The sequence below is a fragment of the Allocoleopsis sp. genome, assembly GCF_036703385.1.
Lineage (GTDB): Bacteria > Cyanobacteriota > Cyanobacteriia > Cyanobacteriales > Coleofasciculaceae > Allocoleopsis.
Genome location: NZ_DATNPA010000653.1, coordinates 1 through 18995, shown reverse-complemented (window position 1 = coordinate 18995; position 18995 = coordinate 1). Strand labels below are relative to the sequence as shown.

Annotated in this window: 16 protein-coding genes and 1 tRNA gene; 12 read left to right on the top strand and 5 right to left on the bottom strand. The window is 47.3% G+C overall.

Features of this window, described 5'->3' with window-relative positions; translation table 11 throughout:
- Positions 1-825 precede the first annotated feature (825 nt).
- The 5 genes from V6C93_RS30955 (at position 826) to V6C93_RS30935 (ending at position 4219) form a co-directional block, all read left to right on the top strand.
- Positions 826-1617: a vWA domain-containing protein gene (locus tag V6C93_RS30955; RefSeq protein WP_333480523.1), complete on the top strand. Its 792-nt coding sequence runs from the start codon at positions 826-828 to the stop codon at positions 1615-1617.
- Between the two features lie 126 nt (positions 1618-1743).
- Positions 1744-2352, top strand: coding sequence for a translation elongation factor Ts (locus tag V6C93_RS30950; protein WP_333480522.1), 609 nt, complete (start codon positions 1744-1746; stop codon positions 2350-2352).
- Positions 2353-2408: 56 nt separating this feature from the next.
- Positions 2409-2876: a hypothetical protein gene (locus V6C93_RS30945; RefSeq protein ID WP_333480521.1), complete on the top strand. Its 468-nt coding sequence runs from the start codon at positions 2409-2411 to the stop codon at positions 2874-2876.
- Between the two features lie 35 nt (positions 2877-2911).
- Entirely contained in the window at positions 2912-3739 is an 828-nt protein-coding gene (locus tag V6C93_RS30940; protein ID WP_333480520.1) for a hypothetical protein, read from the top strand.
- 21 nt (positions 3740-3760) lie between these two features.
- Entirely contained in the window at positions 3761-4219 is a 459-nt protein-coding gene (locus V6C93_RS30935) for a DIP1984 family protein (protein ID WP_333480519.1), read from the top strand.
- Positions 4220-4525: 306 nt separating this feature from the next.
- On the opposite strand, the gene V6C93_RS30930 is transcribed toward V6C93_RS30935, so the two are convergent.
- A complete protein-coding gene (locus V6C93_RS30930; RefSeq protein WP_333480518.1) occupies positions 4526-5206 on the bottom strand; it encodes a GntR family transcriptional regulator in 681 nt (226 codons plus the stop codon).
- 95 nt (positions 5207-5301) lie between these two features.
- Here V6C93_RS30930 and V6C93_RS30925 point away from each other — a divergent pair, with 95 nt between their 5' ends.
- Both V6C93_RS30925 and V6C93_RS30920 read left to right on the top strand, forming a co-directional pair.
- On the top strand, positions 5302-6951 hold the full coding sequence (locus V6C93_RS30925; RefSeq protein WP_333480517.1) for a 2-isopropylmalate synthase: 1650 nt from the start codon (positions 5302-5304) through the stop codon (positions 6949-6951).
- A gap of 141 nt (positions 6952-7092) precedes the next feature.
- The gene (locus tag V6C93_RS30920) at positions 7093-7233 is read left to right on the top strand and encodes a hypothetical protein (RefSeq protein ID WP_333480516.1); all 141 of its coding nucleotides are present in this window, start codon (positions 7093-7095) and stop codon (positions 7231-7233) included.
- Positions 7234-7538: 305 nt separating this feature from the next.
- Here V6C93_RS30920 and V6C93_RS30915 read toward each other — a convergent pair.
- Positions 7539-7610: transfer RNA gene (locus V6C93_RS30915), tRNA-Lys, on the bottom strand.
- Between the two features lie 166 nt (positions 7611-7776).
- Positions 7777-9330 carry a gamma-glutamyltransferase gene (gene ggt, locus V6C93_RS30910; RefSeq protein ID WP_333480515.1) on the bottom strand — a complete coding sequence of 518 codons (1554 nt, stop codon included), beginning with the start codon at positions 9328-9330 and terminating at the stop codon, positions 7777-7779.
- A 278-nt stretch (positions 9331-9608) separates the two neighbouring features.
- On the opposite strand from ggt, the gene V6C93_RS30905 reads away from it, so the two are divergent.
- From V6C93_RS30905 to V6C93_RS30895, 3 genes are all read left to right on the top strand, one after another.
- Positions 9609-10382: a nucleoside phosphorylase gene (locus V6C93_RS30905; RefSeq protein WP_333480514.1), complete on the top strand. Its 774-nt coding sequence runs from the start codon at positions 9609-9611 to the stop codon at positions 10380-10382.
- 20 nt (positions 10383-10402) lie between these two features.
- Complete coding sequence (locus V6C93_RS30900; RefSeq protein ID WP_333480513.1) at positions 10403-11254, top strand: TlyA family RNA methyltransferase; 852 nt, start codon at positions 10403-10405, stop codon at positions 11252-11254.
- A 100-nt stretch (positions 11255-11354) separates the two neighbouring features.
- Positions 11355-11597, top strand: coding sequence for a hypothetical protein (locus V6C93_RS30895; protein WP_333480512.1), 243 nt, complete (start codon positions 11355-11357; stop codon positions 11595-11597).
- Between the two features lie 103 nt (positions 11598-11700).
- On the opposite strand, the gene V6C93_RS30890 is transcribed toward V6C93_RS30895, so the two are convergent.
- Both V6C93_RS30890 and hslO read right to left on the bottom strand, forming a co-directional pair.
- Positions 11701-13743, bottom strand: coding sequence for a chromosome segregation ATPase (locus V6C93_RS30890; protein WP_333480511.1), 2043 nt, complete (start codon positions 13741-13743; stop codon positions 11701-11703).
- A 265-nt stretch (positions 13744-14008) separates the two neighbouring features.
- Positions 14009-14914, bottom strand: coding sequence for an Hsp33 family molecular chaperone HslO (hslO, locus tag V6C93_RS30885; protein WP_333480510.1), 906 nt, complete (start codon positions 14912-14914; stop codon positions 14009-14011).
- 232 nt (positions 14915-15146) lie between these two features.
- On the opposite strand from hslO, the gene V6C93_RS30880 reads away from it, so the two are divergent.
- Together V6C93_RS30880 and V6C93_RS30875 are read left to right on the top strand one after the other, a co-directional pair.
- The gene (locus tag V6C93_RS30880) at positions 15147-16643 is read left to right on the top strand and encodes an HlyD family efflux transporter periplasmic adaptor subunit (RefSeq protein ID WP_333480509.1); all 1497 of its coding nucleotides are present in this window, start codon (positions 15147-15149) and stop codon (positions 16641-16643) included.
- A 464-nt stretch (positions 16644-17107) separates the two neighbouring features.
- Positions 17108-18406, top strand: coding sequence for a chloride channel protein (locus V6C93_RS30875; protein WP_333480508.1), 1299 nt, complete (start codon positions 17108-17110; stop codon positions 18404-18406).
- The last annotated feature ends 589 nt before the right edge of the window (positions 18407-18995 follow it).

Genomic DNA, 18995 nt, shown 5'->3' with positions numbered 1-18995 from the left:
AAAACCTAGATTGGGGGGGTTCCCCCCAAACCCCCCACTGGGGGACGAAGCGCGTCCCCCAGACCCCCTCCGCAAGGGTTGATGGGTGAGGATGAGGTTCTTAAGTCGAATGTCACTGACTTAAGCAAAAAGTAGTCGTTCTTTGAGAAAAACCCAGATTGAGGGGTCTCCCCCCAAACCCCCCACTGGGGGACGAGTGCCTCCCCCAGACCCCCTGCACAAGGGTTCATTGGTGAGGTAAAGAAATTCTTACGTCAGTGACATTCTTCTTAAGTATGTAGTAGGGGCGTTTTGCGGAACGCTCCTACGCCATCAACAGAGTCTGCAAGAAGTTCTCTGAGTACAGGGAACCTCTTGAGCTCATTCGATTTTCGCCTCTCTCTAACACCAATTCAGTATTCAGAACCTAACCCCCCAACCCCCTTCCCTGCAAGGGAAGGGGGAGTCCAACTCCCCTCTCTTGGTAGGAGAGGGACTGGGGGAGAGGTTTTTCCAGGATTACTGAATCAGTGTTCTAGAGCGCCGGTTCACTAATAATCAAGAGCCTGATTTTCCGTTGAAGATGAGCGCCAGAATGACCATTTTTAGTTATGGCTGGGATTACTGAACCGGTGCTCTAGCCCCCCAATTCTGGAGGAAACCTGAATTCAAAGTCCCCCAGGATTGGGGGATTTAGGGGGCATTCCAAGATTTATGCAAGAGACGACCATGAACTACGTTCACAACCAAGGATGAAAATTGATTTTCAAGACAGGTCTAAGCATTGACGGAAGGAAGCTTGCTTCCCACAAGGCGATTACACAACTCTTAAGGTAGGTGAGACTGATGATGACAAACGCCCTGAATCACGTTGACCTGTGCTTTGTCATTGATACGACAGGTAGTATGGGTTCCTTCATCCAAGCTGCCAAACAACAGCTACTCGACACGATTCAACTCTTGTCAGCCGACAGTGACATTGATCTGCAAGTTGGCTTAGTGGAATATCGCGACCATCCCCCACAAGATACCAGCTTTGTCACGCGCATCTACCCGCTGACTGCGAATTTGAAGCAGATGCAGAAGGACATCAACAAGTTAGCAGCAGATGGTGGTGGAGATTTGCCAGAAGCCGTCTACGATGGCATCAAGGATGCGGCGATCGAGATGAAGTGGCGTCCTCATAGCTGTCGTTTCATCTTACTAGTTGGGGATGCCCCACCGCATGGTTTCCAGGTAAGCCCTAGCGCAGAGGGATACACTCATACTGACCCATCCCGGTATCCGAACGGTCTAACGGTGCAGTCGGTAACGGCAGTAGCAGAAAATCAGCGGGTGACGGTTCATGCACTGTGTATGGGAGGCGATCGCACTACGGTGCAGGCATTTACTGCGATCGCAATGGGTACAGGTGGTCAATGTGCCGCCGTCAGCAATGCCAAAGAGGTCATCAACCAGATTGTATCTGTCCTAACCAGCGAGTTCCGCGATTTAGAGTTTGACCGGAAGGTGTTAGACACAGTGCAGCGTCTGGGTTCTCTAGATGTCAGCGCCACGGCTGATGCGCTCTCGTATCCAAGGCTGCAAGTGGCAGGTGCGATCGCACGACTGGGAAAGCGGGGTTTTCTTGTGTTATAGCTGTAGTACAAACAACAGCTCCGGCAAGTGGCAAGCATGAGCTTTCGCGGATTGGCTTAGAAATTCAATTCCTGGAATGCCCCCTAATCCGAAGGTAAATTCGACTTTTTTAGGGAGATAATTCAAATGACCAAAGTATCTGCAAAAGTCGTTAAAGATTTGCGCGAAAAAACGGGTGCCGGAATGATGGACTGCAAAAAGGCGCTCACAGAAAATAATGGCGATATGACTCAAGCGATCGCATGGCTGCGGCAGAAGAACTTTGTTCGCACATGTTCACCACGCCCTGTGGCGACGCAAGGATTAATTGACAGCTACATCCATACTGCTGGTCGAGTGGGTGTTTTAGTTGAAGTAAACTGCGAGACTGACTTCGTTGCTCGCACTCAAGAGTTTCAAACTCTGGTACACAATATCGCCATGCAAATTGCAGCTTGTCCGAATGTAGAATATGTCAGGGTCGCAGATATCCCAACAGAAATTGTCCAGAAGGAAAAACAAATCGAAATTGGACGGGATGACTTGGCAGACAAGCCTGATACAGTCAAAGAAAAAATTATTCAGGGACGAATTGACAAACGTCTCAAGGAAATTTATTTGATGGAGCAGCCCTACATTCGTGACCCAAACGTCACGATGGAACAGCTGGTGAAGCAGGCTATTGCTCAACTCGGTGAAAATATCCAAGTCCGTCGTTTTGTTCGCTTTGTATTAGGTGAAGGAATCGAGAAGTAAAGACGCCAAGTAGGGTGGGCATGGCTCACCCCTAAAACGTTCGCCTACTTAGAGCGATGAATAGAAAAATTAATGTCTTAGACTATTATTGTTTTTCCTCAATCGGAAAAATAATCTATGACCCTAAAAAAGGTAAATACTTTGAACCTTGGTGGGCAATTTTAGAATGCGATCCTGAAATTCTCAGGTATTATAAGTGGCTGCTTCTTAAAGAAGATATCGCAATACAGAAAGGTTCGGTGTGGGGCGCTCACATTACATGGGTTAGAGGGGAGGAGCCTCCGAGCAAGTCTTTTTGGGGCAAATATGAGGCTCTAGAAATTGAGTTTCGTTATTCAAATTATTTAAGATACGACAATGGCAGGCACGTTTGGCTTGATGTTTATTGCCCTAAATGCAATGAAATGCGCAAAGAACTGGGGTTACAGCCACTCAATTCCATGTCTTTACATTTAACAATTGGAAGATTATTGATTGAACGAGAAAACATAAAAGGGTTACAAACCTACCAGTATGATGATTAAAATTGCTGTAATCCTTACCATCAGGAAGGATAGAAATGACGATAATGCCGTGGGCAAGTCAGCCTTTAGAAGCAGGTATAAATCAAGCCCTCTCAGCGATGGAAGCAGGAATGCACGTCGCCCTTATTGCTACATTTGACCTGAAAACTTGCGAGGTGAGTGACGTTGTTGAAGAAGTTCTTACCCATCCTGAACTACAAGCTTTTGATTTCATCCCAGTTCGTGACGAAAACGAGATTGTGGGAGTGTTGTATCGTCCTTACCAAGACGAGAAACAAGTTGTGGGTTTGGTAGGAGAAGCAATGCAATCCATTCATGAATCAATGCTGATTTGTGCTAATGACAGTCTTCTTTCCTTTGTCGAATACGCGGATAAAACTCCTTACCGCTTGGTAACCAATGAACAACGCATCGTCGGGATTGTGACACACAGCGATTTACAAAAATTCGCCGTGCGTCCCGTGCTGTTTTCGCTGATTACAGCTGTCGAGTTACTTTTAGCGGAGTGGGTGCGACAAAAGTATCCAGACGAAAACGAATGGCTGGCAACTCTTTCTGAGGGGCGTTCAAAGCTGATTGAACAACGATGGCTGGAGTGGAGTCCGGGGAACATGGCGATGGATAAACTCAGCGTTAGCGAATTTTGCGATAAGCGAGAACTTGCCCTCGCTCTCGGTGCTTTTTCTAACAAGTCTGCTGCGCGAAAGAAACTGAAGTATGTGGAATGGTTGCGTCACGCTGTCATGCACTCTGGTGACTACGCCCTTACTCGCGAAAATGCTCAAATGGTTGCTTGTACCGTCCGTTTCGCCAGAGAACTGATTCACACGCTTCAAGACTCTCTGGAAATACCCAAATATTGATTGATATAGGAGGTGTTATAAATGAAATTAGCTGAAGCCTTAATTCTCAGAGCGGATTGTCAAAAAAGAATTGAACAGTTGCGGCAACGATTAGTGAGAAGTGCTAAAGTTCAGGAAGGAGATGCGCCTCCAGAACAGCCGCAAGCATTGATTGCAGAATTAGACGCGACCATTAACCAATTGGTAGATTTGATTAAGAGAATCAACAAAACCAATTCACAAACAAATCTGGAAGAGGGGATGACGATATCTGATGCTTTGGCGCAGAGAGATACATTATTGCTGAAGCGCAGTGTATATAGCTCTTTAGTTGATGCAGCTGCTTATCAGCAAGAGCGATATAGTGCATCTGAAATCAAGTCTTTCAGTACGGTTAATGTTGCTGAACTGCAAACCCAAACAGATCGACTTTCTAGAGAATGCCGAGAATTAGATACGAAAATCCAATCATCCAACTGGAGTACTGAACTCATGGATTGAACAAGTTGGTAGCCAAGTCAAGAGAAGCGAGCACAAAACCAGCCAAATGGGTTAATTTGGTATTTAGTTTCAGCGCTAAAACGCTGATTCGGCATGATGGGCCATGTCAGATACTAACAAGTTAAGCCTAGTATTGTTACAAGCGTACAGGGCATTGTTAAAGTTACTACCGAGTGCTGGTCTGTTGATATTGGTGAGGGTGGGTTAGGGGATTCAACCTTCAATTCATGAGTTTGAGCGATAGCGAAGCGAGTAAAGCGTTCGCCCTTGGCGTCTCTCTTTGGGAGAAGCGCAGATCGCACAATTTTAGCGATCGCTTCTATTTTGTTCTAAGTAAGCCACCAGTTCCTCTCCGGCGGCGTCGATGTGTCGTTTTAGTACCTTGGCAGCTGCTTTAACATCTCGCTGGCGACAGGCATCTAGGAGTTGATAATGTTCCTTTTGCGACTTCTCCAGGTAATTCATCTTTTCCATCTGAAGCCGAACGTAGCGATCGATATTAACGTGTAAGGTTTTAATCATGGTCAATAGCCGAGGGCGATTGGCTGGAGTGTAAAGTACTGCATGGAATTCCCAGTTCAGTGTCGCCCAACGTGCCGCATCTGTCGTTTGATTCGTCGCATCCAAAATTAAGGTTGCCTTTTCTAAATCAGATTCCGTCAACTGGGGAATCGCTAGTTGAATCGCTGTCGTTTCTAAGGCGCTGCGAATCTCACAGATTTCTTGTGCTTCTGCTGGAGAGAGTGCCGATACGGTTGCCCCTCGATTGAGTTGCAGTGTCACCAACCCTTCTGCTTCTAATTGCCGCAATGCCTCCCGCACGGGGATGCGACTCACCCCAAACTGAGCCGCAATTTCATCCTGTCTCAGCGATTGCCCTTCCTGAAAAATACCCCGCAAAATCGCCTCTCGCAATGCATCGGCAATTAAGTCGGGGGTACTGCGTTGCTGTTGCAGCACGTTAGCGGCTAGGTCACCTAAGTTCATACTTTATGATGTATATTGTATACAATCTACAATATCCAAAGAACAGACATCTTGTCTAATCGTCCCTTTGCTTGAAATTACGGGAGCAGACAGTTATGAGCATTCAACCTCAACCCGACAGAGTAATTATCTTCGACACCACGCTGCGGGATGGCGAACAGTCACCGGGCGCAACCCTGAATGTGGAAGAGAAACTGGCGATCGCTCATCAACTGGCTCTCCTCGGCGTCGATGTCATAGAAGCGGGTTTCGCCGTTTCTAGTTCTGGGGATTTTGCAGCGGTAAGAACCATTGCACAACAAGTTGGTGTGCCCGGTGGGCCGATTATTTGCAGTTTAGCCAGAGCCATTCGCAAAGATATTCAAGCGGCGGCGGAAGCCTTGAAACCCGCTGCCCATCCCCGAATTCATGTGTTCATTTCTACCTCAGACATTCATCTCAAGCACCAGTTGAGAAAGTCTCGAAGTGAAGTATTGGCGATCGCAGAAGAAATGGTTGCCTATGCCAAGTCGTTTGTCGAGGATGTGGAATTCTCGCCGATGGATGCCACTCGTTCAGATCGGGAATTCTTGTATCAAGTATTGGAACGTGCGATCGCGGCGGGTGCAACCACACTGAACATCCCCGATACCGTCGGCTACTCTACCCCCAAAGACATGGGGGCATTGATTCAGGGTATTCGAGAAAACGTCCCGAATAGCGATCGCGTCATCCTCTCCGTTCATGCCCAAAACGATTTAGGTTTAGCCACCGCCAACGCCCTAGCGGCGATCGAAAACGGCGTCCGTCAGGTGGAATGTACGATTAACGGCATTGGCGAACGGGCAGGAAATACCGCCTTGGAAGAAATTGTCATGGCATTGCAAGTCCGCCAGCCCTATTTCAACCCTTATTTTGGCCGTTCAGTTGAGTCCGACGCACCCCTCACCCGCATCAATACTCAGGAAATTTACAAAACCTCTCGCTTAGTCTCCCAATCCACAGGAATTCTGGTACAGCCCAATAAGGCAATTGTTGGAGCAAACGCCTTCGCCCACGAGTCGGGGATTCACCAAGATGGCGTCCTCAAGCACCGAGAAACCTATGAGATTATGGACGCGGCTGCTATTGGTTTGTCGGAGAACCAAATTGTTTTGGGTAAGCACTCCGGACGCAACGCCTTCCGCACTCGCTTGCAGGAGTTGGGTTTTAACCTGAGTGAAGATGAACTCAATAAAGCCTTTCATCGCTTCAAAGAAGTAGCGGATAAGAAAAAGGAAGTATCGGATTGGGATTTGGAAGCGATCGTCCGCGATGAAACACTGCCTCAAGTGGAACAAGGCTTTCAACTTGAACATGTCCAAGTGATTTGTGGCGACTGCGCCTGCCCGACGGCAACAGTTACAGTGATGAATCCCAGTGGAGAAATTCGTACAGATGCTGCTGTGGGTACAGGGCCGGTGGATGCTGTGTATCAAGCGATTAATCGATTGGTACAAATCCCCAATCAACTGATTGAGTTTTCGGTTCAGTCGGTGACGCAGGGCATTGATGCCCTGGGAACGGTAACGATTCGCCTCAAGCATCAAGAGCGAATTTTCTCTGGGCAGGCGTCGGATACCGATATTGTGGTGGCATCGGCTTATGCCTATGTGAACGCCCTGAATCGACTCTATCGCTACCGACAAACACAGAGGGAAGATTTCAACGCCAGCCATATCAGTCAACAATACACCGAAAGCGCTAATTTGCCAGTCAATAACTAAGGGGAAGCATAAATGCTTTAATCCGAAGTTCTCCACTAGGGAAAACTTCGGATTAAAGAGCTATTTGTCCAGTTTAAAGGTTAGACCATTTCACCTTTCGTCAAACTAATACCTTGCGGCTAGACTACAACATTAGTATTGATGACTAAATTGGTTGCAGTGACGTTGTTCAAAGTCGCTAGGGTATTGAAGTTAGAGCCACCGCTCAATCCATCTTGGTCAATCTGGACGGTATCGATTAATAAGCCTCTAACTACTATCCAGAGGATGAAAGCTTTATAATAGAAGGATTTCAGCTATTTGACTAGTTATTTGATTCTCTGGCTCAATTGGAAAATTTCTCTTTTTAGAAAAAGTCGTAGAACCGGGGTTATCTTAGAACGTTGACTTTTTTTGCCTAGTGGTCTGTCAACCAAGTTTTGAGAGGTTTGTAGTGAGCGAGCAATTCGCCCAAGCGCTTACTAAGAACAGGATAAACACTCATCAAATCAAACTTGACACCCTACTAGCTTCTGCCGAACGTGTGTCCAAAAAATGCAAAATCCTGCTTCTGGACAAGACATCAACAAATTGTTCAATTTTAAAGGTGGGTGACGAAGGGCTCGAACCTTCAACCACCGGATTAAGAGTCCGCTGCTCTACCATTGATCTAGTCACCCACACAATCTTTAATTATATCAATTTTTTTTTAGATTTGCAAATTTTTCGTTGGATAGAGCTGCTCAACTGTGTCGTAGTCAGCGATTCAGCGCTGAATCGCTAACTAGAAGCTCAGACTCTACTGAAGAGCCATCGCAGTTCCAAGCCTAAGTCAACCTTACTGATTCAGCAACTCGCTACAACCCCATCTCTACGGCGATCGCCAGCACCTTGCATTAACCCATCGTCAGTTTCCCGTACTGTATGCACACCACCAAAAAATAGATTCTGTTCTTGCCATCTCAGTAACTGATGATTGGCAGGGAGTGTTATTTGATGAACTCCCTCCAATCCCGGTTCAATATTAAAAAGGTTATTTTCCCAGTGAACTCTCGGACTATCTACAGCCTCCTGAACCGACATTCCAAAATCTAAAATATTAGAGATTACCTGTAAGATGGCTGTTCTAATCCGTTTAGATCCGCCTGTTCCTAAAACAATCTCAGGTTGATTATTCTTTAAGACTAAGGTAGGAGCCATCATTGAAGAAATTCGTACATTTTCATTCCACTGATGGAATCCTTGAGGATTGATATCTTCCTCTCCCAGCATATTATTCATCATAATTCCTGTACCAGGAATCACATACCCAGAACCCTCACCGTTAGAAGTAGTAACGCTGGCAGCATTTCCTTCGCCATCTAACACACTGATATGAGTAGTGCTTCCCCATTTATTTGCCGTTTCTATAAAGGGGTTTATATAGTTGGCAAGATGTTCATCTGCTAAGAAGCATTCAGCAACGTCCTCTTGATAAAGATTAGAATCATATCCATCCTTTCTTGCCTCATTCGTCAACCGCATCACCTGAGCCAAAATTTCTAAGTGACGAGTACTGCCAAATTCAACTTGACTTAAATCAATATTCGATAATAGCTTTAAGGCAAAGGCAATGAGAATGCCACCCGAACTCGGAGGGGGATTCGTCAGTAGAGTATTTCCCCGATAATTGATGGTTAACGGTTTTCTCTCTATGACTTGATAACGTTCTAAATCCTCTAAAGTTAAGTGTCCCCCAAAATCTTGACAATCCTTAACTAACTGATGGGCAATTTCTCCTTGATAAAACTCTTGTACACCTTTTGTACTTAAATAGATTAAAGTTTCAGCAAAGTCTCTCATTCTTAACGTCCCTTCCGGCTCAATTGGCTCACCTGTTAGGGAAAAAACGCGCTGTCCGCCTTTATCAGTCGTAATAATGGGGCTAAGAATCTCGGCTAAACAGTAATATTGAAATTTGTTTAATTTAATCCCATTCTTAGCATAATGAATAGCTGGCTCAGTAACCACATGGAAAGGAAGTCTACCGAGCTTTCGATGAACATGAAATACTCCGGCAAGGTTTCCCGGAACTGCCATAGAACCCAGTCCGATATGGAACTCTTGCACTGCGTCTCCGAAATTGACTTCCACCGGATAAAAATTAATCTCTTCTGTATGTCTTTTCTGATGTGGGGTTTGAGAAAAAAAATCAAAAAGAATGTTTTGGTTATCCTGAGTGTGTGCTAAGAGAAATCCCCCCCCCGCAGCAGAGGTAAGTCCTGGTTCAGCAACAAAAGAAGCAAGAATAGCAGCAACAGCGGCATCAAAAGCATTTCCACCATTGCGAAACATTTCAATCCCAGCTTCGGCAGTTTTTTCATGTCCAGCGGCAATCACGCCGCGAGTTTTTTGGCTCATAGATTTTGATATCCGCCAGTAATACCACGGCGAGTTATGGGATTGATAGAATTATTCACTATCTGTTCTTTACGTCCTCTGCGCCTGTGCTGAAACGACCATGTACCAGTATATAAACCTTCTGCTTTCTGCCCTGGAGCCCTCTGCCTTTTGCTATATCGAACCACAGAGGCACTCCAGAACACTGAGATAAGAGAAGGAGAGAGTGATACGTTTGAATGCAATTGAATGAAATTTGGTATTAGCAGCCATCATAGGCGATCGCATCTCTCAAATCTATGACTCATCACCACTTCTATCACATTGGCTTTGGACGAGATGACCTTGGCTTAGCACCTCCCACCATTGCTTTATTATCAGGCGATCCGGAACGTGCCCGACTGATTGCTCAGAACTATTTGCAGGATGTGGTAAAACTTTCGGAAAATCGGGGACTGAATAGTTATGTGGGACGTTTAGCAAATGGTTGCTCAGTCTTATCGGCTACCAGTGGTATGGGTGCTCCTTCCCTGAGTATTGTCGTCAATGAATTGGTGCAAGTCGGCATTCGGCAAATTATTCGTATCGGAACTTGTGGCTCGATTCAACCCTATGTGCCAGTGGGGACGCTGGTGATTAGTAGTGCAGCATTATGTAGACAGGGTGCGGCGAATGATATTGCTCCTATGGAGTATCCCGCAACGGCTGACCCGTTTCTTACCGTAGCCTTAGTTAAAGCCGCACGGGAATTAGAAATTGAGCATTACCTAGGAATTACGGCATCGGTGGATACGTTTTACGAAGGACAGGAACGTACGGATTCGGCGAATCCTTTTTTGTTGCGATCGCTCCAAGGTATCACGGAGGAATACCGTCGGTTAAATGTTCTCAACTATGAGATGGAATGCGGTACGCTGTTTAAGATGGCAGGTGTGTATGGCTTTGCGGCAGCTTGTGTTTGTGGCGTAGTGGCTCAGCGAACGCTTGGGGAAGATATCATCTTGGAACAGAAAGACGTTGCTGTGAACAATGCGATCGCCGTTGCCGTGCGTGGCTTAGAAAGCTTTGAATAATATCTCAAGCAATTAGAAGGTTGAAACAACGACTCGATACATTATTAGTAGATTTAAATCTCTGCTCATCGCGGCAAGAGGCGCAACGGCTAATTCGTGCTGGTGAAGTGATGGTCAATCAGCAGGTGATTGATAAGCCGGGGACTGAGGTTGAAACCACCACAGATATTCACATTAAAGAGAAATCACCTTACGTTTCTAGAGGTGGCGAGAAGCTGGCTAAAGCCTTAGAAGAGTTTGGAATTCTTGTAAAAGGGCGCATTTGCCTAGATGGAGGCATTTCCACAGGTGGCTTCACGGATTGCTTGCTGCAAGCGGGGGCAAAACGGGTTTACGGCGTTGACGTGGGTTATGGACAAGTTGCCTGGAATTTGCGGAATGATGAACGGGTGGTTTTGAAAGAACGCACCAACTTACGTTATCTGCAACCGAGTGAGTTGTATGGAATTACACCCCCCTTAACTCCTCCTGAGCAAGGGTGGGAAATTAAGGAAGAGGTTTATGCAGATTTGGGGGTTGTGGATGTCTCATTTATTTCTTTGACTAAAATTCTGGAGGCGTTGTGGAATCTGCTGCGCTCGCCGCGTGAGGTGGTGTTGCTGGTAAAGCCGCAGTTTGAAGTGGGGCGATCGCGGGTTGGGAAAAAGGGTGTGGTACGCGATCCAAATGACCATGCGGATGCGATCGCGCAAGTCTTACAAGCCGCCCAAAACCTAGGTTGGATCTATAAAGGCTTAACTTGGTCGCCCCTAACTGGCCCTGCGGGTAATATCGAGTATCTCCTTTGGTTAGGAATGGATAGCCAAACCCCAACTCCTGACTTAGCGGTAATTAAACAAATAACCCAGTCAGCCGTTTCTCACTTTCGATAACTCCTATAATCGTGAAGTTTTCTGTTAAATTCGATACATTTTAACCATAAACATGTGAAATTAAGTACAGACTCACGTTTTATCCATAGAGGGATAACATATGAATACCCAACAACAAGCGCGGGAGTTGGCGGCACAGGAACGTCAGCACAACGAGCATCTCAAAGAATCTATGTTAAACCGTGCGCAGGCTGAGGTACAGAATCCCGAAGAGGGTAACCTGACTCAGGAACAAGCGCGGGAGTTGGCAGCACAGGAACGGCAGCACGATGAACGTCTGAAAGAATCTATGTTAAACCGTGCAAAATCTGAAATAAATTCCTCAAGCAATACAGCTGATTAAGATATCCGATTCAAATTCACCTTAATAAAAGCATGTTTAGAGTAGGCGCTAAAGCGCCCACTCCGAGAGGAATAAAGTCCTCACTATAAACTCAAACTCCTATTTAGAAGCCACTCTCTTCTGTGCTAGTTTGTACCGGACTAGGAGGTGGTTCCAAACTGCTTTGCCACGACTGAATTTGTCCTTGTGCGGAACCATAGGCATCAGTCCCCGAGGGAATCATTTTGGCGATTTCGATCGCTTCCTTGAGATTATAGGACGACCGATCATTCGCCATTGATAAGAGTTGATCGCTCCAGCGATTCACCGCCGATCTGGCATCATCTTTAACGCTTGCAGACCTGGGAACTTGCCTTGCTAGTCGAATTGCGGATGAGAGTGCCTCTGGAGTTCCGGGAATAGCCGCCTGGTTAGCTTGTTGTAAAAGCTGCTGACCTTCGATTTCCATCTGCCAGCCTCTGACTTCATTTTGCGCCTCTTTGTAGAGTGCGCGTCCTGCTTTAATTTGTTGAGCTGTCGCGATCGCATCGGGAAGATTCCCGCCATTAGCCAGAGTACGTGCCTGATCGAGGAATGGCTGGTCTTGCTCCCGTTGGATTGTATCAGTCCACTTGGCAATTTTGCCTTGTGCTTTCTTATACAGAGCACGGCCTGGGGCAATCCGGCTGGCCTCTTGAATGGCTTCTTGTAAAGAGGGACTACCGCCAAAGCTGGCAATTTGCTCAGCACGGTCGAGATAGGGCTGGTCTTCTATCGTCTCGGATTGAGCCGTCCAGCGTGAGATTTCCTTGCGGGCTTCAGAGTAGCGGGGATTGCCACGAGGAACCTGCTGCGCTTCTGCGATCGCTGACTTTAAATCTGGAACCAAGCCCGACTCAGCATACATCCGCGCCCGTTCTAGTCTTGCCACATCTTCCGTTTCACGCTTCCAACGGTCGATGAATCCCTGGGCTTTGTTATACAGGGGACGATCTGGCTGTAGCTTTTGAGCCAAGGCGATCGCTCTTTCCAAATCCGAACTGTTTCCTGAGGAAGCTGTCGAGAGAGCCTGTGCTAAATCGATCAAGTCGGCTTTTTCGGACTCTAATTTCACGCTTGGGGGAATTTTATTGGCAATTTCCAGAACCCCTTCCCAGTTGCGCTGTTCCAGTCGCGCCTGGGCCAGTTTGATCAGCTTTTTGCCACAATCACCAATTAAATCCTGAGCTTCCTTGTACGCATAGCTTTCACGAGAGATTTTCTCAGCCTGCCTAATCGCTTCCAAGATATCGTCTACTTTCTCAGCCCGACTCAACTGGTACGCCTTATCGAGTTTAGCGCTGTCTTCCCGCGCTAACTGAATCTTTTTCGCGACTTGGTCATATTTTGTGGTTGCCCAGTATTTGTTATCGATCGACGTTAGTTTTACCGCCTCTCTAAATGCCTGAGTCCAGTTTGATTTCCTCAGCTCTTGCTCAACTTTGCTATATACTCCCTCTGCTTTCGCCCAAATCACCTTCCAGCGATCGATTTGTTTTTCTACCAGAGTAGAGGCAGAGACACGAGTAGGAATTTTTCGAGCAATGTCAATCGCTTCGGTTAACTTACCCGCCTGAAACTTTTGTTCACCGATTTTCAAGATATCAAGTGACCACTGTTCTACATGACGGTTAATTTCTTTGCGCATCGGGTGATCGGCTGGCAACGCTTCTACTAGAGCGATCGCTTGTAGCAAGTCCTCTGCGGTCTGCTTGTTTGCCGCCAATTGGGCGCAATAAAGCCGCATCGATGCCGAAGCCGTCGGCCAAAATGTCGCAGGGCAGTTAGGGACTGCTGGCAACTTCAACAACAGGGCTATGGCGATAAATCCCACCCCACCCGAAAACAGCACAATTAACAGCGCCCCGAAATGCCAAGGTCGGGGAAAGCCTCGCTTACGCTCCTGCCGAATTTTTGAGGGTGGGGATGAACTCACTCTCGGTGCCACCACATCTTGAGCAACAGAATACCTGTCAGTCATTGGCGCATCTGGTACTCCACTGCCAGGATTCACAAAAGGAGGCTTAGCGGCAAACGTTTTTCTTGGGTCTTGCCAATTAGAGCCCTGACCTGGCTGCGAAGAGTTCGAGGCAGGCCAACTGTCGGGAATTTCTCGATTTCTGGTCATAACTCACACCACGCGCTATGCCTGTTCCAGCGTGCTTCTCTACACCCTCAGTAGTTGCCATCCTACCCCTCAAAGGCAGAAAAAGCTACCTATACTTAAGAGGGTTGGAGGGCAGAGACTGGGGAAGAAGCCCGTCCACTAAAGGATACATTAGCCTTTCTCGATTGAAAGTTTTTAGAACTAACACTCAAGGCTGGTAATCGGAAAGGCGTCGTTTCCTTACTCTTACCCCTTCTGTATTCCCCAGTCTTTATCCGTACATTTGTTAAACAGACTCAGCCCGCAAATCTTCTATCAACTGCGCCAGCTCATCAGAATTCGCCTGATAAACTTCCCCGCAGAAATGGCATGTTGCTTCGGCTCCATCATCCTTTTCAATCATATCCTGAAGTTCGGCTTCGCCCAGCATCTTCAGCGCTCCCAACACGCGATCAAATGAACAGCCACAGTGAAAGCGTACCATCTGGATTTCTGGAAGAATCACCAAACCCATATCGCCCAGCAGCTGTTCCAGAATCTCTGGCAGCGTTTTGCCTTCTTTTAACAGAGAGGTAATTCCTGTCTGCTGAATGAGTCGAGCGCGTTCTTCTAGTGTTTGCACTAAGGCTTCGTCTGTGGCGGCTTTAGGGAGAACTTGGAGCAGCAATCCCCCGGACACTTTTACCCCTTCTGTCCCAACTAATACACCAAGAAGCAGAGCGGAGGGCGTTTGTTCGGAATTTACCAAATAGTGAGTGATATCATCACCGATTTCGCCTGACACTAGTTCAACTGTACTGGAATAGGGGTATCCATATCCCACATCCCGGACAACGTAGAGGTAACCCTCGCGGCCCACAACACCCCCGACATCAAGTTTGCCTCGCTCATTCAGTGGCAGTTCGACATCTGGGTTATCCACATAACCCCGTACAGTTCCATCTAATCCCGCATCGACGAGAATTCCACCCAGGGGGCCATTGCCTCTGACGCGAATATTAACCCTCGACCCTTCTCGCTTCATACTAGAAACTAGCAATAGACCCGCAGACATTGTGCGACCCAATGCAGCCGTTGCCTCACAGGAGAGCTTGTGACGCCCTCGGGCTTCTTCAGTGAGGCGTGTCGTAATGACGCCTACGGCTCGGATGCCCCCCTCCGCCGCTGTGGCGCGAATTAACTGATCAGCCATGAACGATCCTTACAATTCTTAACAGTCTCTATTTCTATTCTAAGTCTCGCGCTTGGTGGGGTGGGTCAATCGATTTTAGATTTTGGATTTTGGATTCAAGAAAAGGAAATCCCCTAAAAAGGGATGGGCATGAAACCCAAAATTCTTTTAATCTAAAATCTAAAATTCTTTGTCATCCTGAAATTTCAGCTTGTTTTTTTACCCTAAATTGGGCTTAGGCTAGGATAACGATATGCAATTTCCTCTAGTTTCTTCGCCGGCTCAAGCTAGACAGACCAGAGAGCGGTTTGCTAATCCGGAAGACCAATTATCTTACGAACTCGGTAAGGCGGTGCAAGAGCTACCGCCACTCTACACTCGACTGTTAGCAGCCAGTATCAGCGTCTTGGTGTTTGGCACGATCGCATGGGCTCACTTTAGTAAAGTGGATGAAGTGGCAGTGGGTCAGGGTGAGTTACTGGCTACAACCCAAGTGCGACCCGTGCGATCGCTCGGTGAGGGCTCGATTCGGGAGGTAAAGGTTAAAGAAGGCAATCGCGTCCACAAAGGTGAGGTACTCGTTGAACGGGATTCTGCCCTCCCCCAAACCGAAGTTGACCGCCTCACGAAATCGGCAAAGCTAATTCGAGAAGATTTAGGGCGTCTCGAAGCGGAACGCAAGGGAGAGACGGCGGCTGGAACATCGCTACAAGATCAACTCCTCACCTCTCGTTTGCGAGACTTTGAAGCCGCTAAAGCCGGTGCGATCGCAGAAGCTAATCGTCAACTGGCTGCGATCGATGCCGCCAAAGTTCGTCTCACCCGCCTGCAAGACAACCTCGCTAATGCCAAAATCAACGTTTCCAATTCCCAAACCAACCTCGCCAACGCCAAAGACCTTCTCCCGAAAACACAAGAAAACCTTGCCAACGCACAGAAACGGTTAAAGTACTACGAACCCCTACTTTCTTCGGGTGCCGTACCTCGACTCGATTACCTTGAGGCTCAAGACAGACTGGTGAAGGCGCAAGCGGAGGTGACGAGGACTCAAACCGAGATTACGACAGCCAGCGATCGCGTTACTGAGGCTCAAGATAAAGTTACATCGTTGAAAAAAGATATCGCTACCCAACAGCAAGAGATTCGTCAAGCTCAAGAGGCTTACCAAAAAGCACGAAATGACACGGCTCGTGTTGATTCTGAGCGTAAAAGTGAAATTTTGACTCAACTCAACAAGCGCCGCGAAGAACAGACAACTGTTGAAGGTGAGTTAGAACAGGCGAAAAAACAGCAAGAACGGGAAACAATCGAGGCTCCAGTTTCAGGTACAGTTTACAGTGTCAAGGCAACCAAGGGGCCTGTACAGGCTGGTGAAGAGTTGCTTTCGATTCTTCCCGATGGTGAACAACTGGTGCTAGAAGTTAAAGTTCTTAACCGAGATATTGGGTTCATTCGAGAGGGAATGAAAGCAAAGGTCAAGATGGCAGCCTTTCCTTTTCAAGAATTTGGTACCCTGGATGGTGAAGTGATTCAAGTTAGCCCCAATGCGATTGTCGATAAGAATTTAGGCTTGGTATTTCCCACCCGAATTAAGCTCAGGCAACACGCAATGAAGGTTCGCGGGCAAGATGTTTTGTTTACTCCCGGTATGGCAGCTACGGGAGAAATTGTAACTCGCCAAAAATCTATCTTGACCTTCTTAATCGAGCCTGTAACTCGTCGGTTTAATGAGGCATTTTCCGTTAGATAAATGCAAAAAGAGGCGTCCTGAAAATAATTTGTCATTCGTAGTACTCGCTACGTGAGAAGCGTCCCAACGTAATAGCAATTTACTCAATGCTTGCTACAGATAGTTTTCTTGCTCCCTCCTGACCAAAAGGAGTGGCGCGATCGCAACTTCCACATCAACACCTTTGCAATCGGTTCCGGCTTAGCCATCGGAGGACTTGTCATCTCAGCCTCTAGCCCAGTCATACCAAATCCGCCGCTATAACCCCTTTTAACTTTAATTTCCTCCTCTTCTCTCCTCCGTGTCCTCTGTGCCTCTGTGGTTCGTTCTCCAAAAATGGTGTAGTCATCCCGGATTTGGTATCACTCCCGAAAATCCAAAGTCCAGCCAAACGGATTGCTAGCTTTTTGAGGCGAAACCTTTAGCATTAAGAATATATACATTCTGTATCTTTTGCTTCACTTCATTAAATCGGGGAATAAGCAGTGCTACCTCAAAAGCCTCAGCCCACTGAACCCTCTCATCGTCGGACATTCCCTCAACTTTTTGGCCTCGTCAAGCGTAATCCGCTCATGCTGTCACGCTGGGTGATACGCTGGGCTGTTGTCGGTACGGCTTGCGGTCTTTTCGCTGGGCTGTACTGGTATATCCTGGAACTCATCACTCACGCTTTGGAACAGTTTACAGGCCCCAGCCTGTTAGTTGTGATGCCACTAGCGGGATTGGTGATTGGCCTTGTGATTTATTTTCTGGGAAATCCGGGTGAAATTGCTGTAATTGTCGATAATATCCACTTTCGCGGCGGACGCTTGGATGCTCGTAAAAATCCTTCTATGCTTCTGGCATCTTTAGTCAGCATATCAGCAGGCGGCAGTGCTGGCCCAGAAGCCCCTTTAGTACAAGTCACTGGTTCTTTTGGCACCTGGTTTGCCGATCGCCTCAATCTCAACGGTGAAGAACTTCGCTCCATGAGTCTAGCCGCAATGGCAGGAGGTTTCACGGCTCTGTTTGGCGCACCTCTTGGCGGTGCCATGTTTGCCCTAGAGATTCTACATCACCAGCACGTTGTGGAGTATTACGAAGCCTTACTTCCTGCGATCGTCTCTAGTTGCGCGAGTTATTTGGTTTTTGCCGCCATTACCAAACTCGGAATTGCACCCACCTGGCATTTCCCTCATTACACCCTCAATAACATCGATGATTTTGCTCTGGCTATTGTGTTCGGCATTATTGGAGCCATAGCTGGATGGATTTTCATGAACATTTTTCGAGGGTGCGATCGCTTATTTGCCAAGATTCCCGGCCCCATCTATGTGCGAACCACTGTGGCAGGCTTAGGATTAGGGGGTTTTGCGTCTGTTTTGCCTCTAACCCGTTATTTTGGACACCACGAGTTAGAGGCGGTTCTTGATGGTTCCTTTCCTGTCCTCGTCCTATTGGGTTTAGCGTTTGCCAAAATGATGACAATCAGCATTACCGTCACAGGAGGCTGGCGCGGTGGGTTTATTATCCCCATTTTTTTCACGGGTGCTTGTCTTGGTAAGGCGATAGCCGCTTTGATACCAGGAATTAATCCGGCTTTGGCCATGATCTGTACAATGGCAGCGCTGAATGCCTCTGTGACGCGCACACCGATTAGTACAACCTTACTCCTCTCCAAACTCACTAATTTTGCCCCTTTCACCCCCATCCTTTTTGCCAGTTTAGTCGGGTTTTTCCTAGCGCCTAAAGTACCCCTGATCACTTCACAACTCAAATCTCATTCAGAAGCGATTGCTGAGTGATATTATGCCTGGCTGAATACTTACATTTTGGTGAAGATAAGGCAGAAGACAGAAGGCAGAAGGGAAGGAGGAAGGTTGCAAGGTAAAGGGAAGGAGGAAGGTTGCAAGGTAAAAGGAATCGAATATCGTTTTGCGCCACACGCGAACCGGGAAAAAGTATTACCTTAAAGTGAACCAAGACCCTAGGTTATGGCTGGGCGATTAAACTGTCGGAATCACGACCAACATCAGTATTCCGGGCTCCATGCCGTCCGGTGACTATGCCGTGCTTTTAAACCTCCTAGACCCCGAACCCCAAGTCTATCCCCGAAATGAATAGGCTATCCGCCTAGCCAACCAGGATGTTTGGGAAGAGGCTACAGGTTATAATTCCCTGCTTAAAACCGTTTTCATCCGCCACGATGTACCCGTGGGGACAAACGCACGGTGATTGAACATTCTCGTGATTGCTGTGTTGTTAACTTTAAACACTGCCACACGAGGACACCTATGCCAATCCAGGTAAGGGTTACTTCCCTTTCATCAGGTCGGGAATAATCAGGCTAAACAGGATGCCAAATGCGACCAATGCAAAGACTTCCTCCCTCCT